Here is a 14,163-nt window from a genome sequence, read left to right as displayed (position 1 = left end):
TTTCGCGGTTCGCGGTTCGCGGTTCGCGGTTCGCGGTTCGCGGTTCGCGGTTCGCGGTTCGCGCAACGGTGCTTGTATCGCATCTCAAGCCGACCAGCAATCCTTTGTGTGGCTTTCGACTGGCTTCGGCGCAGACAGGCCGACCCCTGCGGAGTCGACCCCTGCGCACTCGTACACGATATCGAAACCGACCGAACCGAACCGGGCCCGGTCGGCCCGCCCCACCTCCGCCGCCCCTCACTTCGCCTCCGCATAGCACTCCACCACCGCCGTACTGAACGGAAACCGCACCGGCGTCTCCCCGAACGTCAGCCGCGCCGCCAGCTCCGAGGACTCGTGGATCGCCTGGACGACTCTCCCGGCCTCCTCCGCCGGGCAGTGCACGATCACCTCGTCGTGCTGGAAGAACACCAGCTCGGCGGCGAGTCCGGAGCAGGCGCGGCGCAGGGCGGCCAGGAGCAGCAGGGTCCAGTCGGCGCCGCTGCCCTGGACGACGAAGTTACGGGTGAAACGGCCGCGGGCGCGGGAGTCGCGGGACGCGTACCCCGGTACCCAGTCCTGGCCTGCGCCCCCGCCGTTCCCCTTGCCCCCACCCCCGCCGTTCCCCCTGCCCCCACCCCCGCCGCTGCGCTCGCCGCCGTCCTCCTCGTCCTCCTGGGGGATTCCGGCCTCGTCCCCGATGTCGTCCGGTGATGTCCCGGCCACCGGTGGGCAGGTCCGGCCCAGCCAGGTCCGCACCAGCCGCCCCTCCTCCCCGGCGCGGGCCGCGTCGTCGACGTAGGCCACGGCTCTCGGGAAGCGGCGCCGGAGCGCGGCGAGGTTCTTCAGGCCGTCGCCGGAGGTCTGGCCGTAGATCGCGCCGAGGACGGCGATCTTGGCCTCGTCACGGTCGCCGGAGAAGGCGCGCTCGGAGACGGACTGGTAGAGGTCGGTCGGGCGGGCCGCGACCTCCATCAGCCCGGGGTCGCGTGAGATCGCCGCCAGCACCCTGGGCTCCATCTGGTCGGCGTCCGCGACCACTAGCCGCCACCCGGGGTCGGCGACCACGGCCCGCCGGATGACCTTCGGGATCTGGAGGCCGCCCCCGCCGTTGGTGACCCAGCGCCCGGTCACCGTGCCCCCCGCCAGGAACTCCGGCCGGAACCGCCCCTCCCGCACCCAGTCCTGCAACCAGGACCAGCCGTGGGCGACCCAGAGGCGGTACAGCTTCTTGTACTCCACCAGCGGTTTCACCGCAGGGTGGTCGATGCTCTCGATCTCCCAGCGGCGCGTCGACGTGATCTTGATGCCCGCGCGCGTGAACGCCTTGATCACCTCCGCGGGCAGATCCGGCCGCACCCGATACCCGAACGCCGCCGACACCTCGTCCGCCAGCTCCGCGAGGCGACGCGGCTCGCCCCCGCCCGCGTACCGCTCGCCCAGCAGTTCGTGCAGCACCTCGCGGTGGACGTCCGGGCGCCAGGGCAGCCCCGACGCGTTCATCTCCGCCGCCACCAGCATCCCGGCCGACTCGGCGGCGGTCAGCAGCCGCATCCGGTCCGGGTGCTCCGCCCGCTCGTGCCGGCGCTGCTGCTCGGCGTACACCGCGAGGAGATCGGCGAGCGGGACCCGTGTTGTCTGCGGCTCGAACAGCGGGGACTGGGAGCCCGGTTCGGCCGGGCGCACGGGTGGATCCGGCGGCACCGGACCGCGGTGCAGCCGGGCCAGGGCGGCGGCGGCCGAGCGGGGCTCCCCGTACCGCCCCTCATGGCCGAGCAGCAGCGTCTCCGCGGCCTCGATGTCGTAGCACCGCTCCACTCGCACCCCCGCGGCGAGCAGTCGCGGATACACCTCGGCGGTGGACCGCCACACCCACCGCACGACCTCGGGCCGCCCCCGCACGGCCTCCACCGCGTCCGCCTCCCGGCGCACCGACCCGCCGGGCAGCCCGTCCGGGCCGAGGGGGGCGACCTCCACACCGCCCCCCTCGACCGGAGCGAGTGCCCAGCGATCGACCATGCTGCGAGTGTGCCAGCCGGGTCTGACAATGCCCGGAATGGGCGTGATGCCCGGACGCCGGCCGCTCAGCCGATCAGCCGGCCGATCGCGCTCAGCCCTCCTTCCGCGGGTTCGTGTGGTCCGCCAGCGCCTTCGCCACGTACCCCTCGGCCCCGGCCTTGGTGATGCCGAGGCCGGACAGCACACCGTCGCCGTTCTCGTACTCCAGGAGGGCGAGGAGGAGGTGCTCGGTGCCGATGTAGTTGTGGCCGAGACGCAGCGCCTCGCGGAAGGTGAGTTCGAGGACCTTCTTGGACGTCGCGGTGTACGGGATCAGGTCCGGGACCTCGTCGGCGGCCGGCGGCAGCGCGGCGGTCGCGGCCTGGCGTACGACGTCGAGCAGCACGCCCTGCTCGACGATCGCCTTGGCGGCGAGGCCGTCCGGCTCGGAGAGCAGGCCGAGCACCAGGTGCTCGGGGCGCCCCTCGGCGTTGCGGGCGGCCTGGGCCTCGTTGTGGGCGGCCATGACGGTGTTCCGCGCGCGTGGCGTGTAGCGGCCGAAGCCCTGGCTGGGGTCGAGATCCGCGGACTCCTTGGGCACGAACCGCTTCTGCGCGGCCTGCCGGGTGACGCCCATGCTCGTGCCGATGTCCGTCCAGGAGGCGCCCGAACGCCGGGCCTGGTCCACGAAGTGCCCGATCAGATGATCGGCGACATCGCCCAGGTGCTCCCCGGCGAGCACGGCGTCCTGGAGCTGGTCGAGTGGCTCCTGGTGGACCTTCTTGATGGACGCGATGAGGTCGTCGAGACGTACGGAGGAGGCGATGGGGTTCGTTGTCATGTGTCAACCGTAGGTTGCGTCAGGTCATAGTGTCAACCAATGGTTGACATGTCTGTGCCGGTCACCGTCCGGTGCCGCCCTCACCCATGACACGATCGAACATGTGAGTACGTCCCCGCCCACCACCGTCGATCGCGCCCTGGCCGCCCTCTACGCCTCCGACGACGGCACGGCCCTCGACACCGCCGCCTCCCTCCTCGCGGCCGACCCCGCCACGGACACGGAACTCGACCGGCGCGGCCGGGAGTTCGTCGCGGCTGCCTGGCGGCGCGGCTGGCAGCCCGCCGACGTCCTACGGGCCGTACGCCGCGAACTGGACGACGTACACACCCGCCTCGCCGCCGCCCTGATCCGCGCGCAGGCCCCCGACGACCGCCCGCGCGGACCTCGCTGGACGGCCCAGCTGGAGGCGCTCCCCGCCGAAAACCCGCCCCGCGCGGACCGCTTCTCGCGCGCCACGGCCGTACTGGAGCTGTACCGCCTGCTGCTGCGCCTGCCCTCCCTGGAACCGCTCGACGAGCCCGCGCCTCGGGCGGCCGACCCGCGCACGCCGGAGTCCCGGATCCTCACCCGCACCCTCACGCGCATCCGCGCGCTGCTCGCCAAGGCCGAGGCCACCGGCTTTCCCGAGGAGGCGGAGGCGCTCAGCGCGAAGGCGCAGGAGCTGATGGCCCGGCACAGCGTCGACGCGGCGCTGCTGGCCTCGCGGGCGCCCGCGCCGGACGCGCCCGGCGCCATCCGGATCGGGGTCGAGCCGCCGTACGAGCAGGCCAAGGCCGTACTGCTGGACGCGGTCGCCACCGCCAATCACTGCCGCGCGGTGTGGAACGAGCCCTTCGGCTTCTCCACGGTCGTCGGGTTCGAGGCCGACCTCACGGCCGTCGAACTCCTCCACACCTCGCTCCTCGTCCAGGCCAACACCGCGATGACCAGGGCGGAGGCCGAGCAGCGCAAGGGCGGGCGCGGGCGCACCAAGACCTTCCGGCAATCCTTCCTCGCCGCCTACGCCCACCGCATCGGCGCCCGCCTCGCCGCGGCGGCCGAGACCCGGGTGAGCGACGATCTGCTGCCGGTTCTCGCCTCCCGCGCGGTGGCCGTCATCGACGCGGCGGACCGGATGTTCCCGCAGACCACCACGACCCGGCTGCGCGGCATCACCGACGCGGCCGGCTGGACCCAGGGCGCCGAAGCCGCCGACCGCGCGGAGGTCGCCACCCGGCCCCGACTGCCACCCCGCTGAAGCCGGCCGAGAGCCGGAGAACCGGAGAACCCGCAGAACCCGCAGAACCCGGAAAACTCAGTCCCCCGCCTGCTGGAACGCGCTCACCGACGCCTCGGGTGCCCCGCCCGCCGCCGCGACCGGCCCGTAGGACCACGGAAGCCCCGCCCCTTGGTCGCCGCCCGGCAGGCTGACCCGCAGTTGGTCGGCGTCGACGCCCTCCCCGCGCACGTAGGTGAGGGTGAAGGTCGCCGTCACGTCCTTGGCGAGTGTCAGCGGCTGCGCGGTGGCGGCCTCGTCGGCGGGTACGTCCACGGCGGCGTCCCCGCCCTCCAGGCGCACGCCGGGGAAGCCGTCCAGCACGCATTCCGCGCCGCGATTGGTGAGATTGACCGGCACATTTCCGGTGTCCCCGGCGACCGGGGCCTCCGCGGCCGGCCCGGCCTCGACCGTCAGATCCCCGATCGCACAAGCGCCGGGCGCGGCCGGTGCCCCGGCCTCGGCGTCGCCGTCGTCGCCACCCCCGCAGGCCCCCAGCAGCAGAACGCCCGCAAGGGCGAGAACGGTGAACGGAAGCGGACGCGCGCGCATGTACGGGATCCCCACGGTGGCCGATGACGATGATCTGCCAGGAGCTTACGCCGACCGAACGAGCCACATCGGGGCGCTGAGAACGCCCACCGGCCAAGGGCTCGCGGCGGACCGAGGGAGGCAATCCGCTCCCGCCCCGAAAGAAATCGACGAGCCGGGGAACTCGAAGAACGCCCCCGCCCGTTGATCCATCAGCCGCCCGGCGAAGCCACTGAAGTCACTGCCCCAGACCCGCCGTCGGCAGCCCCGAAGGCAGCTTCCCGCCCTCCGCCTTGGTGTACGTCTCGGTGCCGAGCGTGCCCTCCCAGGTCACGTCGAGCGTCGTGGCGGACACGGAGTCCACCGTGCCCGATGCCCGCTCGTCGCCGCCCCCGGTGCACTTGAGGCTGATCACCCGCTCACCGTCCGTCTCACCGGCGGTCCCACTGCACACACTCCCGCCGGTCGCGAACACGGCTGCCCGCGCACCCGTGACGATCAGTGCCACCACCTTGCCGTCACCGGAGCCGGTGACCCAACTCCCCTCCAGATCACCGGCGACGGCCGGTGCATCACCGGCCATACCCCCGGCGTTCGCGCTCGCGCCGGTCAAAGGAGAGGGCACGGGCGAGGACGTCGGCCCCACGGAGCCGTCCGCCGAGCCACCACCCCCACACGCGCTCAGCCCGAGCGCACCCACCAGCCCCACACCCAGGACCAAGCACCGCATCCGCAGGCCGCGCCCGAGGCAAGCCCCCCACCCGGTCCGCACGCCCGGCCCGACCCGTCCGATCTGCCCGCTGAGCCTGCGCACCGCATCACACGCGTACGTCACCGAAGCCACCGCAAGCCCCCAGGAGCCGATCAGACGCTATGACCAGCAGCAAGCTAGCAGCCCGTAACCCCACCGAAGGAGGCCCCAAGGAGGCGAATGAGGCCCCGTCCCCACCCCGCCTTCGCACTCAGCCGCAGCCGTACGTACCGGCCCTCGCCCGGCGGCCAGCAACGCTCAATACCCCTCTCATCCGCCCCGGGGGGTGTTAATGGGAATCGTTTTCAGTAAGATGGCGGCATGGCACACAACGAACTCCGCCCACTGGTCAGGCTCCGGTCCACGGCCGGCACCGGCTACACATACGTCACCCGCAAGAACCGCCGCAGCGACCCGGACCGTATGACCCTGCGCAAGTACGACCCCGTCGCCGGGCGTCATGTCGACTTCCGAGAGGAGCGCTGAGCCGGAGCATGCGCCAGGGAATCCACCCGCCCTACGGCCCCGTCGTCTTCCGCGACCGGGCCGCTGGCCACGCCTTCCTCACCCGCTCGACCATGACCAGCGAGAAGACCGTCCGCTGGGAGGACGGCACCACCTACCCCGTCGTGGACGTCGAGATCTCCGACGTGAGTCACCCCTTCCACACCGGCACCGCCCGCGTCCTGGACACCGCGGGCCGCGTCGAGCGCTTCGAGCGCCGGTACGGAAGGCGGGGCTAGGCCGGTGCCCGACCTCTCCGTCGTGATCGTCGGCGGGCTGCACGCCGATGCCCGCAGGGCAACGGTGGCCCGGCTGCTCGCCGACGTCCCCGGCAGTGTCGTACTCCACCACGACCTCACCACGGCCCCGGCCGGCACCGTCGTACGGACCCTCTCGGACGCCACCGGAGTCCTCGCCACGGGTGAGACACCGCTGGTCAACGACTGCGCGTGCTGCGCGCTGCGCGAGGATCTGGTGCCCGAGCTGGAGCGGCTCGGGCGCGGCGGGCTCACCCCGCTCGCGATCGTCGAGCTGTGGGACTCCGTCGAGCCCAGGGCGATGGCCGAGGTGATCGGGTCCGGCGGGCCGCGGCTCACCGGCGTGATCACCGCCGTCGATCCGGCCCTGCTGCTGCCCTACCTCTCCAACGGCGACGACCTCGCCGACCGCGGTCTCGCCGCCGCCGCGACCGACCGGCGCACGGTCGCCGACACCTTCGCCCGGCAGTTGGAGTACGCGCCCGTCCTCGCCGTCGCCGACTCCCCGGAGGCCGACGACCAGGACCACGAGCTGCTGGCCCAGTTGCACCCGACAGCCCGTCAGGTCACCATCGACCACGCCGGCCTGACGGGCACTTCGGCAACGGGAGTCCCGGCAACGGAAACCCCGCCCCCCTTCACCCCGACTCCCCTGTCCACCGCCGCCCAAGCCGGTTTCGACATCGAGGCCGCCACCGCGGCCCAGCACCCGGCGAGTGCGCTACTGCCCGCCGACGCGGACGCGCACGGTGTGCGCACTTTCGTCTGGCACCAAAGACGCCCCTTCCACCCCGAGCGGCTGCACGCGGCGCTGGAGGCACTGACCTGCGCCGCCGTGCGCAGCCGGGGCCGGTTCTGGCTCGCCGACAAGCCGGACACGCTGCTGCACTGGGACGCGGCGGGCGGCGCACTCTGTGTCGAGGCGGCCGGCCCATGGCTGGCCTCGCTGCCGGACGCGGCCTGGGAACTGGTGCCGCCGATACGCCGGGTCGCCGCCGCGCTGGACTGGCACCCCGAGCACGGTGACCGTGGCCAGCGCCTGGCGTTCACCTCCCCCGGCCTGGAGCGGGACGGGCTGGAGCGGCTGCTGGAGTCCTGCCTGCTGACCGACGCCGAGTACGCCGCCGGGCGGGACGCCTGGAAGCGGTTGCCGCCCGTCTTCGACACCTTCCTGGGGGTCTGACCCTTCCTGAGAACCCGATAGGTAGGACATCCCCTACGCTTGACTCGTAGGGAATGTCCTACCTATCGTCGACTCCATGGACAACACCACCAGCACCACCAGCACCACCCGCATCACCCACGCCTCCTTCATCACGCTCCCGGTCACCGACCAGGACCGTGCCCTGCGCTTCTACCGGGACGTCCTCGGTTTCGAGGTCACCGCCGATCTCCAGATGCCTCCCGGCCGCTGGATCCAGGTCGCCCCGCGCGGCGCGCAGACCGTGTTCACGCTCTCGGGGCCCGGCATGGGCGGTTTCGAGCCCGGCTCGACCCGGGGGATCATGTTGGTGACGACCGATGTCGACGCCGACTGCGCGCGTCTCGCCGAGGCGGGCGTCACCGTGCAGGGGCCGAAGGAGGAGCCGTGGGGCCGGATGGCCGCCTTCCACGACCCCGACGGCAACGCGCTGATGCTCCTGACGGAGACGGAGACGGAGACGGAGAAGGAGAAGGAAGGTTTCTGATCACGCCATGACCGCAACCGGGTCCGGGACGGGCGCCTCGGCCACATCCACCGCCACCCCGGCCACCCCCGCCGACCACGTCTTCGCCGCCCTCGCCAACGCCACCCGGCGCGAGGTGCTGCGGCTGCTGCGTGAGGGCGGGCCGCAGTCCGTCCAGGCGCTGGCCGATCACTTCGCCATGCGCCGGCCGAGCCTCTCGGAGCATCTGAAGGTGCTCAGGGAGGCCGGCCTGGTCTCCGAGCAGCGCTCCGGCAGACAGCGTATCTACCGCCTGGAGGCGGCCCCGCTGGCCGACGTACAGGACTGGCTCCATCCGTACGAGCGGTTCTGGCGCGAACGGCTGACCGGCCTCGGCGCGCTGCTCGACCGGATGCCCGACGATGAGCCGACATGAGCACCGACATTCCGGACGAGTCCGCCGAGGACCTCACCACCATCCGCGTCGACCACTTCTTCCCGCATCCGCCGGGCAAGGTCTGGCGTGCGCTGACCGAGCCCGCGCTGCTCGCGCAATGGCAGATGCCAGGTGCCGAGGACTTCCGCCTGGAGGTCGGCCATCGCTACCGGATGACTTCCGTGCCCCGGCCCGGCACCCGATTCTCCGGCGAGGTCGACGTCAGTGTGCTGGCCTACGACATTGAACGGATGCTTCGAGTCCGCTGGGCCGACGCCGGAACGCTCAACACCGTTGACTGGACGCTCACATGGACATTGGAACAGGAAGGGCGGGGAACGCGTCTGTTCCTAGTGCACGAGGGATTCGACCCCGATGACCCGGCACAGCTGATGGCACGGAAGATCATGGACGGCGGGTGGAGATCGCATGTCATGCGGACTCTGGGGCAGACGCTGGACCAGATGGAACGACTTCCGTGAAACGTCGGTGAAAACGAATGGATCGGCCCGGGTGAATCGGTAATGCTGGTAATGCTGTGGCGGCTGAGGTAAAGCGGCCGTCAAAGCTGTAATCATGAGAACACCCCGTGTGCACGTGCATCTGCCAGTGCATTCGTTCATGCATCCGCAGGTGAACAGGGTTATGATCCGGCACAGTTGACCGATGCATCAATGGCCACACCAGCCAGTGCACCACCGGGGAGCGACCTGTGGACCACGACGTGTACGACGGTGACGTGTACGAAGGTGACCGGCACGGCGGAGTTCCCGCCCCCGGCGTGTACAACGGCATGACCGCCGCGAAGTTGAGCGGAGTGGCATGGCAGAAGAGCCGTCACAGCAATTCCCAAGGTTCTTGTGTGGAGTTCGCCCGACTGCCCGGCGGCAGAGTGGCGGTACGCAACTCGAACTTCCCGGAGGGCCCCGCCCTCGTCTATACGCGCGCGGAGATCGAGGCCATGCTGCTCGGCATCAAGGACGGCGAGTTCGACCATCTGATAGCGGGCTGAGGCGCGACCTCACGGCGGCGCCCGAAGGTGCCGTACCGGAGCGGGTCGCGCGATGTGGTCCGTACCAGCCGGTAACGCGCGTAGAACCGCGGCACCATGAAGCGCCGCGGCCCGTCAACCGCTCTCGCCCAGGCGGAACATCGCCCAGACCACCTTGCCGGGCAGTGATCCGGCCAGGGGGTGCCAGCCCCAGCTGTCGCTGAAGGAGTCCACCAGGAACAGCCCGCGGCCGGATTCCGCCGCGAAGTCCTCGGTGTCCCGGGTGACCGGCGTGTCCGCGCTGGGGTCGCGCACCGCGCACACCAGCCGGCCGGTCCAGCGCATCAACTGGAGCCGCACGGGCTGCTGCTCGTGCCCGGCCGGACAGTGTTCGGCCGGACAGCGGTCGGTGTGCGGCAGCGCGTGGCGCAGCGCGTTGGTGACGAGTTCCGAGACCACCAGGCAGATGTCGTCGAACCGGTCGTCGGCGTCCCAGCGGTCCAGCGTCGAGCGGGTGAACCCGCGTGCCTCGCGCACCGCTTCGTAGCGGGCGGGCAGCGCACAGGAGGCGGCATCGGACGCGGCCGAGGGATCCAGCGGCGGAAGGCCCTGCCGTAACGGCTTGAGCATGGTCGATCCATTCGTCCCCATGCGAGGCACTCCCGGGAATTCGCGGTCGTTGCGATGCAGCGGTGGCGCGAGACCATGGTTTCGGATGCGTACATCAGATGCAAGGGCAGATGCACGTGCACGTGACCGAATTGGACCCTCCCGTACCGCTTGTTGGTCATTTTTTCTGTCAGCTTTGCGCCAGCTGTGGGTGTTGAGTGCCCCTGAAGCGAAGCGGAATGATTGGCTTCTTTCCGTCTCTGTAACCGGACGAGTACTGCTCGAAGTGCTTTAGTGGCAGACTGCGGGCCCTGAAGACGGTTGGGAGGCGGCGAACGTGAGCGCGGGAGAGCCCGGATCGGTGGTGCGACGCATGCTGCTCGGCTCGCAACTCAGGCGACTGCGCGAGGCGCGCGGCATCACGCGCGAAGCGGCGGGGTACCACATCCGCGCCTCGGAGTCGAAGATCAGCCGGATGGAACTGGGCCGGGTGAGCTTCAAGACCAGGGACGTGGAGGACCTGCTGACGTTGTACGGCATCACGGACGAGACGGAGCGCGCTTCCCTGGTCTCCCTGGCCCGCGAGGCCAATGTGGCCGGCTGGTGGCACAGCTACTCCGACGTCCTGCCGAGCTGGTTCCCCACCTATGTGGGCCTGGAGGGCGCGGCCTCCCTCATCCGCGCCTATGAGGTGCAGTTCGTGCACGGTCTGCTCCAGACCGAGGCGTACGCCCGCGCGGTGGTCCGGCGCGGCATGAAGGGCGCGAGCGAGGCGGACGTCGAGCGGCGGGTCGCCCTGCGCCTGGAGCGCCAGAAGCATCTCGTCGCCGAGGACGCCCCGGACTTCCACATCGTCCTGGACGAGGCCGCGCTGCGTCGCCCCTACGGTGACCGCGAGGTGATGCGCGGTCAGCTCCAGCATCTGATCGAGATCTCCGAGCGGCCCCATGTACGGCTCCAGATCATGCCGTTCGGCTTCGGCGGCCACTCCGGTGAGTCCGGTGCCTTCACCCTGCTCAGCTTCCCCGAGTCCGATCTGTCGGACGTGGTCTATCTGGAGCAGCTCACCAGCGCCCTCTATCTCGACAAGCCCGAGGACGTCACTCAGTACGAGACCGCTCTCAAGGAGTTGCAGACCGACAGTCCGGGCCCCGCCGAGAGCCGGGATCTTCTTCGGGGACTACTTCAACTCTCCTGAAACACAAGTACGATGACGTGCGATCAGAGCATCAGGTTTTCCGGACGGGTCTCGGACGGCTCTCGGTGGCTGTCAGCGCGGCGCGACGGACGGCCGACCGCTTCGACCACGCCGGCCGCCACGTCGGCGGCTTCCACTGCGCGAGCGGCAGGGATTGAGGGATCGCATGTCGTCGTACTTCACCGATCTGGCCCAGCAGTACATCGACGGTGAGTGGCGGCCGGGGACCGGCGCCTGGGACATCATCGATGTCAATCCGTACGACGGCGACAAGCTCGCCTCGATCACCATAGCCGCGGCCGACGAGATAGATCGGGCCTACCGCGCTGCCGAGCGCGTCCAGCGCGCGTGGGCCGCCACCAACGCCTTCGCCCGGCGGGCCGTGATGGAGAGGGCGCTGCGGCTGGTCGAGGAGCGCGAGGCGGAGATAGCCGAGGCGATCATCGCCGAACTCGGCGGCACCCGGCTGAAGGCCGGCTTCGAACTCCACCTCGCCAAGGAGTTCCTGCGCGGGTCGATCGGCCTGACGACCACCGAGGAGGGCCGGCTGATCCCCTCGCCCGTCGACGGCAAGGAGAACCGCCTCTACCGCGTCCCGGTCGGTGTCGTCGGTGTCGTCAGCCCCTTCAACTTCCCCTTCCTGCTCTCCCTGAAGTCCGTCGCCCCGGCGCTCGCCCTCGGCAACGGCGTGGTGATCAAGCCGCATCAGGACACCCCCATCTGCGGCGGCACCCTCGTCGCGAAGATCTTCGAGGACGCGGGCCTGCCGCCCGGCCTGCTCAATGTCGTGATCACCGACATCGCCGAGGTCGGGGACGCCTTCATCGAACACCCCGTGCCCAAGGTGATCTCCTTCACCGGCTCCGACAAGGTCGGCCGCCATGTCGCCACGGTCTGCGCGGGCCTGTTCAAGCGCGTGATCCTCGAACTCGGCGGCAACAGCGCGCTGGTGGTCCTGGAGGACGCCGACCTCGACTACGCGGTCGACGCGGCCGTCTTCAGCCGGTACGTCCATCAGGGCCAGGTCTGCATGGCCGCCAACCGGATCCTGGTGGACCGCGCCATCGCCGCCGAGTTCACCGAGAAGTTCGTCACCAAGGTCAGGTCCCTCAAGACCGGCGACCCGCGCGACCCGGAGACCGTCATCGGCCCGGTGATCAACGCCTCCCAGGCGGAGCTGATCTCCGCGACGGTGGACCAGGCGCTGGCCGACGGCGCGACGGCACTGCTGCGGGGCGCGGCCCGCGACAACCTGATCGAGCCATCGGTCCTGACGGACGTACCGGCTGATTCCCCCCTTCTGCGACAGGAGATTTTCGGCCCGGTCGCCTTCCTCATCCCCTTCGACGGCGAGGAGGAGGCGGTCCGGCTGGTGAACGACACCCCCTACGGCCTCAGCGGTGCCGTCCACACCGCCGACCCGGAGCGGGGGGTGCGCTTCGCGCAGCGCATCGACACCGGCATGTTCCACGTCAACGACGGGACGGTCCACGACGAGCCACTGGTCCCGTTCGGCGGCGAGAAGAGCTCGGGCGTGGGGCGGCTGAACGGCGAGACGACGGTGGACGCCTTCACCTCGTTGAAGTGGATCTCGGTGCAGCGGGGGCGGAGCGGCTTCCCGTTCTAGCAAACGGTCCCGGGGGTTCAGGAGTTCCAGGTCCCGGGTGTCCAGTTCTCGTGCGTCCAGCTCCCGGGTGTCGTAGTCCGGGGGGTCCAGGTCCGGGGTGTCCAGGTCCGGGGTGTCCCGTTCCCGGATGTCGGGGCGTTGCGGACAGAATCTGACCTCAACGCCCCGTAGCGTCGTCCCTGTCAGCGGGACGGAGCAGGGCGGAGCGGAGCCCTGCCCGGACGATCCGGGAAGGCGGGACGGTCATGGTCACTCATGTGCGGGCCGAGGCGGCGGGCGACGAGCGCGGGGCGCTGCTGTCCTTCATCGAGGAGCAGCGCGGCGGCATCCGCCGCTCGGTGCTCGGACTCACCGAGGAGCAGGCGGGCGCCCGGCCCAGCGCGAGCGAGCTGACGCTGTCCGGGCTGCTCAAGCATGTCGCCGAGGTCGAGCAGAGCTGGGTCGCCCGCGCCAAGGGCGAGCCGCCGGCGGTGACGCGGGACGCGTCGAACTGGCAGGAGTGCTTCCGTCTCGTCGCGGGCGAGACCGTCGAGTCCCAGCTCGCGTACTGGCAGAAGGTCGCCGCCGGGACGGAGGCGTACGTCCGCGCGGTCCCCAGCCTCGACGACACCTTCGCGCTGCCGGACGAACCCTGGTTCCCGCCGGAGGGACGGGTCTCCGTGCGCTGGCTGTGCCTGCACCTGATCCGCGAGATCGGCCGCCACGCGGGCCACGCGGACATCATCCGGGAGTCACTGGACGGCCGGACGGCGTTCGAGCTGGTGGCGCTGGAGCGTGGGGAGTCCTGGGGCTGACGGGGCCCGGCCGGTCGCCGACGGGGGTTGCCCGGCACCGTGCGCACCCCCGCCGCCTACCCTGAACCCATGTCAGCGATCCGTCTCCTCGTGCTGGGGGCCGTCCGTCAGCATGGCCGGGCCCATGGGTACCAGGTCCGCAACGACCTGGAGTTCTGGGGCGCGCACGAGTGGTCCAACGCCAAGCCCGGCTCGATCTACCACGCCCTGAAGCAGATGGCCAAGCAGGGCCTGCTGCGCGCGCACGAGATCGCGCCGTCCACGGCCGGCGGCCCGCCGCGCACCGAGTACGAGATCACCGACAAGGGCACCGAGGAGTACTTCTCCCTGGTCCGCACCTACCTCACCGCGTACGACCGGCCCCCCGATATGCTCACCGCCGCCGTCGGCTTCATGGTCGACCTGCCCCGCGCGGAGGTGCTCGACCTCCTGGAGGAGCGGGTGCGGGCCGTCGAGGCGTGGCGCAAGTCCGTCACCGAGTACTACACCCCCGAGGACGGCCCCGCCCAGCTCGGCCACATCGGCGAGATCATGAACCTCTGGGTGCACACGGCCGACACCGGAGCGGAGTGGACCCGGGGCCTGATCCAACGGATCCGCGCGGGCGCGTACACCTTCTCCGGGGAGGGCGACCCGTTCGTCGCGGTGCTGGCGGACGGCGCGGAGAACCCGTACGCCACGCCGGAGCGGCATCCGGGCGACGACCGCTGAAGCACCCTCACTAATCAAGTTTGACCAATAAG

At 70.8% G+C, this 14,163-nt stretch carries 17 protein-coding genes; 12 read left to right on the top strand and 5 right to left on the bottom strand.

Features of this window, described 5'->3' with window-relative positions; all coding sequences use genetic code 11:
* Positions 1-237: 237 nt before the first annotated feature.
* Together ACFRFC_RS35275 and ACFRFC_RS35270 are read right to left on the bottom strand one after the other, a co-directional pair.
* Positions 238-1,998, bottom strand: coding sequence for a bifunctional 3'-5' exonuclease/DNA polymerase (locus ACFRFC_RS35275; protein WP_382680990.1), 1,761 nt, complete (start codon positions 1,996-1,998; stop codon positions 238-240).
* A gap of 91 nt (positions 1,999-2,089) precedes the next feature.
* Positions 2,090-2,818 carry a Clp protease N-terminal domain-containing protein gene (locus tag ACFRFC_RS35270; protein WP_382680991.1) on the bottom strand — a complete coding sequence of 243 codons (729 nt, stop codon included), beginning with the start codon at positions 2,816-2,818 and terminating at the stop codon, positions 2,090-2,092.
* Between the two features lie 103 nt (positions 2,819-2,921).
* Between ACFRFC_RS35270 and ACFRFC_RS35265 the strand changes: the two genes are divergently transcribed.
* Entirely contained in the window at positions 2,922-4,058 is a 1,137-nt protein-coding gene (locus ACFRFC_RS35265; protein WP_382680993.1) for a DUF2786 domain-containing protein, read from the top strand.
* A 57-nt stretch (positions 4,059-4,115) separates the two neighbouring features.
* Here ACFRFC_RS35265 and ACFRFC_RS35260 read toward each other — a convergent pair whose 3' ends face one another.
* Together ACFRFC_RS35260 and ACFRFC_RS35255 are read right to left on the bottom strand one after the other, a co-directional pair.
* Complete coding sequence (locus ACFRFC_RS35260; RefSeq protein ID WP_382680995.1) at positions 4,116-4,628, bottom strand: DUF4232 domain-containing protein; 513 nt, start codon at positions 4,626-4,628, stop codon at positions 4,116-4,118.
* Positions 4,629-4,845: 217 nt separating this feature from the next.
* A complete protein-coding gene (locus ACFRFC_RS35255; protein WP_382680997.1) occupies positions 4,846-5,190 on the bottom strand; it encodes a hypothetical protein in 345 nt (114 codons plus the stop codon).
* 489 nt (positions 5,191-5,679) lie between these two features.
* Here ACFRFC_RS35255 and rpmG point away from each other — a divergent pair, with 489 nt between their 5' ends.
* From rpmG to ACFRFC_RS35220, 7 genes are all read left to right on the top strand, one after another.
* Positions 5,680-5,844 (top strand): 50S ribosomal protein L33, encoded by a 165-nt coding sequence (rpmG, locus tag ACFRFC_RS35250; RefSeq protein WP_382680999.1) that lies wholly within the window; start codon positions 5,680-5,682, stop codon positions 5,842-5,844.
* Between the two features lie 8 nt (positions 5,845-5,852).
* Complete coding sequence (locus tag ACFRFC_RS35245; RefSeq protein WP_382681001.1) at positions 5,853-6,101, top strand: type B 50S ribosomal protein L31; 249 nt, start codon at positions 5,853-5,855, stop codon at positions 6,099-6,101.
* 4 nt (positions 6,102-6,105) lie between these two features.
* On the top strand, positions 6,106-7,302 hold the full coding sequence (locus tag ACFRFC_RS35240; protein WP_382681003.1) for a CobW family GTP-binding protein: 1,197 nt from the start codon (positions 6,106-6,108) through the stop codon (positions 7,300-7,302).
* 76 nt (positions 7,303-7,378) lie between these two features.
* Positions 7,379-7,807: a VOC family protein gene (locus ACFRFC_RS35235; protein WP_382681005.1), complete on the top strand. Its 429-nt coding sequence runs from the start codon at positions 7,379-7,381 to the stop codon at positions 7,805-7,807.
* A 7-nt stretch (positions 7,808-7,814) separates the two neighbouring features.
* Positions 7,815-8,201 carry an ArsR/SmtB family transcription factor gene (locus ACFRFC_RS35230; RefSeq protein ID WP_382681007.1) on the top strand — a complete coding sequence of 129 codons (387 nt, stop codon included), beginning with the start codon at positions 7,815-7,817 and terminating at the stop codon, positions 8,199-8,201.
* Complete coding sequence (locus tag ACFRFC_RS35225; RefSeq protein WP_382681009.1) at positions 8,198-8,683, top strand: SRPBCC domain-containing protein; 486 nt, start codon at positions 8,198-8,200, stop codon at positions 8,681-8,683. Before ACFRFC_RS35230 ends, ACFRFC_RS35225 begins: the two co-directional genes overlap by 4 nt.
* A gap of 230 nt (positions 8,684-8,913) precedes the next feature.
* Positions 8,914-9,213: a DUF397 domain-containing protein gene (locus tag ACFRFC_RS35220; protein WP_382681010.1), complete on the top strand. Its 300-nt coding sequence runs from the start codon at positions 8,914-8,916 to the stop codon at positions 9,211-9,213.
* Positions 9,214-9,327: 114 nt separating this feature from the next.
* Here ACFRFC_RS35220 and ACFRFC_RS35215 read toward each other — a convergent pair whose 3' ends face one another.
* Complete coding sequence (locus ACFRFC_RS35215; protein WP_382681012.1) at positions 9,328-9,843, bottom strand: ATP-binding protein; 516 nt, start codon at positions 9,841-9,843, stop codon at positions 9,328-9,330.
* 331 nt (positions 9,844-10,174) lie between these two features.
* On the opposite strand from ACFRFC_RS35215, the gene ACFRFC_RS35210 reads away from it, so the two are divergent.
* The 4 genes from ACFRFC_RS35210 (at position 10,175) to ACFRFC_RS35195 (ending at position 14,131) form a co-directional block, all read left to right on the top strand.
* Complete coding sequence (locus ACFRFC_RS35210; RefSeq protein WP_382681114.1) at positions 10,175-10,999, top strand: helix-turn-helix domain-containing protein; 825 nt, start codon at positions 10,175-10,177, stop codon at positions 10,997-10,999.
* Positions 11,000-11,165: 166 nt separating this feature from the next.
* Positions 11,166-12,626 carry an aldehyde dehydrogenase family protein gene (locus tag ACFRFC_RS35205; RefSeq protein WP_382681014.1) on the top strand — a complete coding sequence of 487 codons (1,461 nt, stop codon included), beginning with the start codon at positions 11,166-11,168 and terminating at the stop codon, positions 12,624-12,626.
* A gap of 245 nt (positions 12,627-12,871) precedes the next feature.
* Positions 12,872-13,420, top strand: coding sequence for a DinB family protein (locus ACFRFC_RS35200; RefSeq protein ID WP_382681016.1), 549 nt, complete (start codon positions 12,872-12,874; stop codon positions 13,418-13,420).
* Positions 13,421-13,489: 69 nt separating this feature from the next.
* Positions 13,490-14,131, top strand: a complete 642-nt coding sequence (locus tag ACFRFC_RS35195) for a PadR family transcriptional regulator (RefSeq protein ID WP_382681018.1) — start codon at positions 13,490-13,492, stop codon at positions 14,129-14,131.
* Positions 14,132-14,163: the final 32 nt, after the last annotated feature.

Source organism: Streptomyces sp. NPDC056734 (assembly GCF_042790455.1).
Classification (GTDB): domain Bacteria; phylum Actinomycetota; class Actinomycetes; order Streptomycetales; family Streptomycetaceae; genus Streptomyces.
Note: the sequence above shows the minus strand (reverse complement) of the source record. Positions and strands in the feature narration are given on the sequence as shown.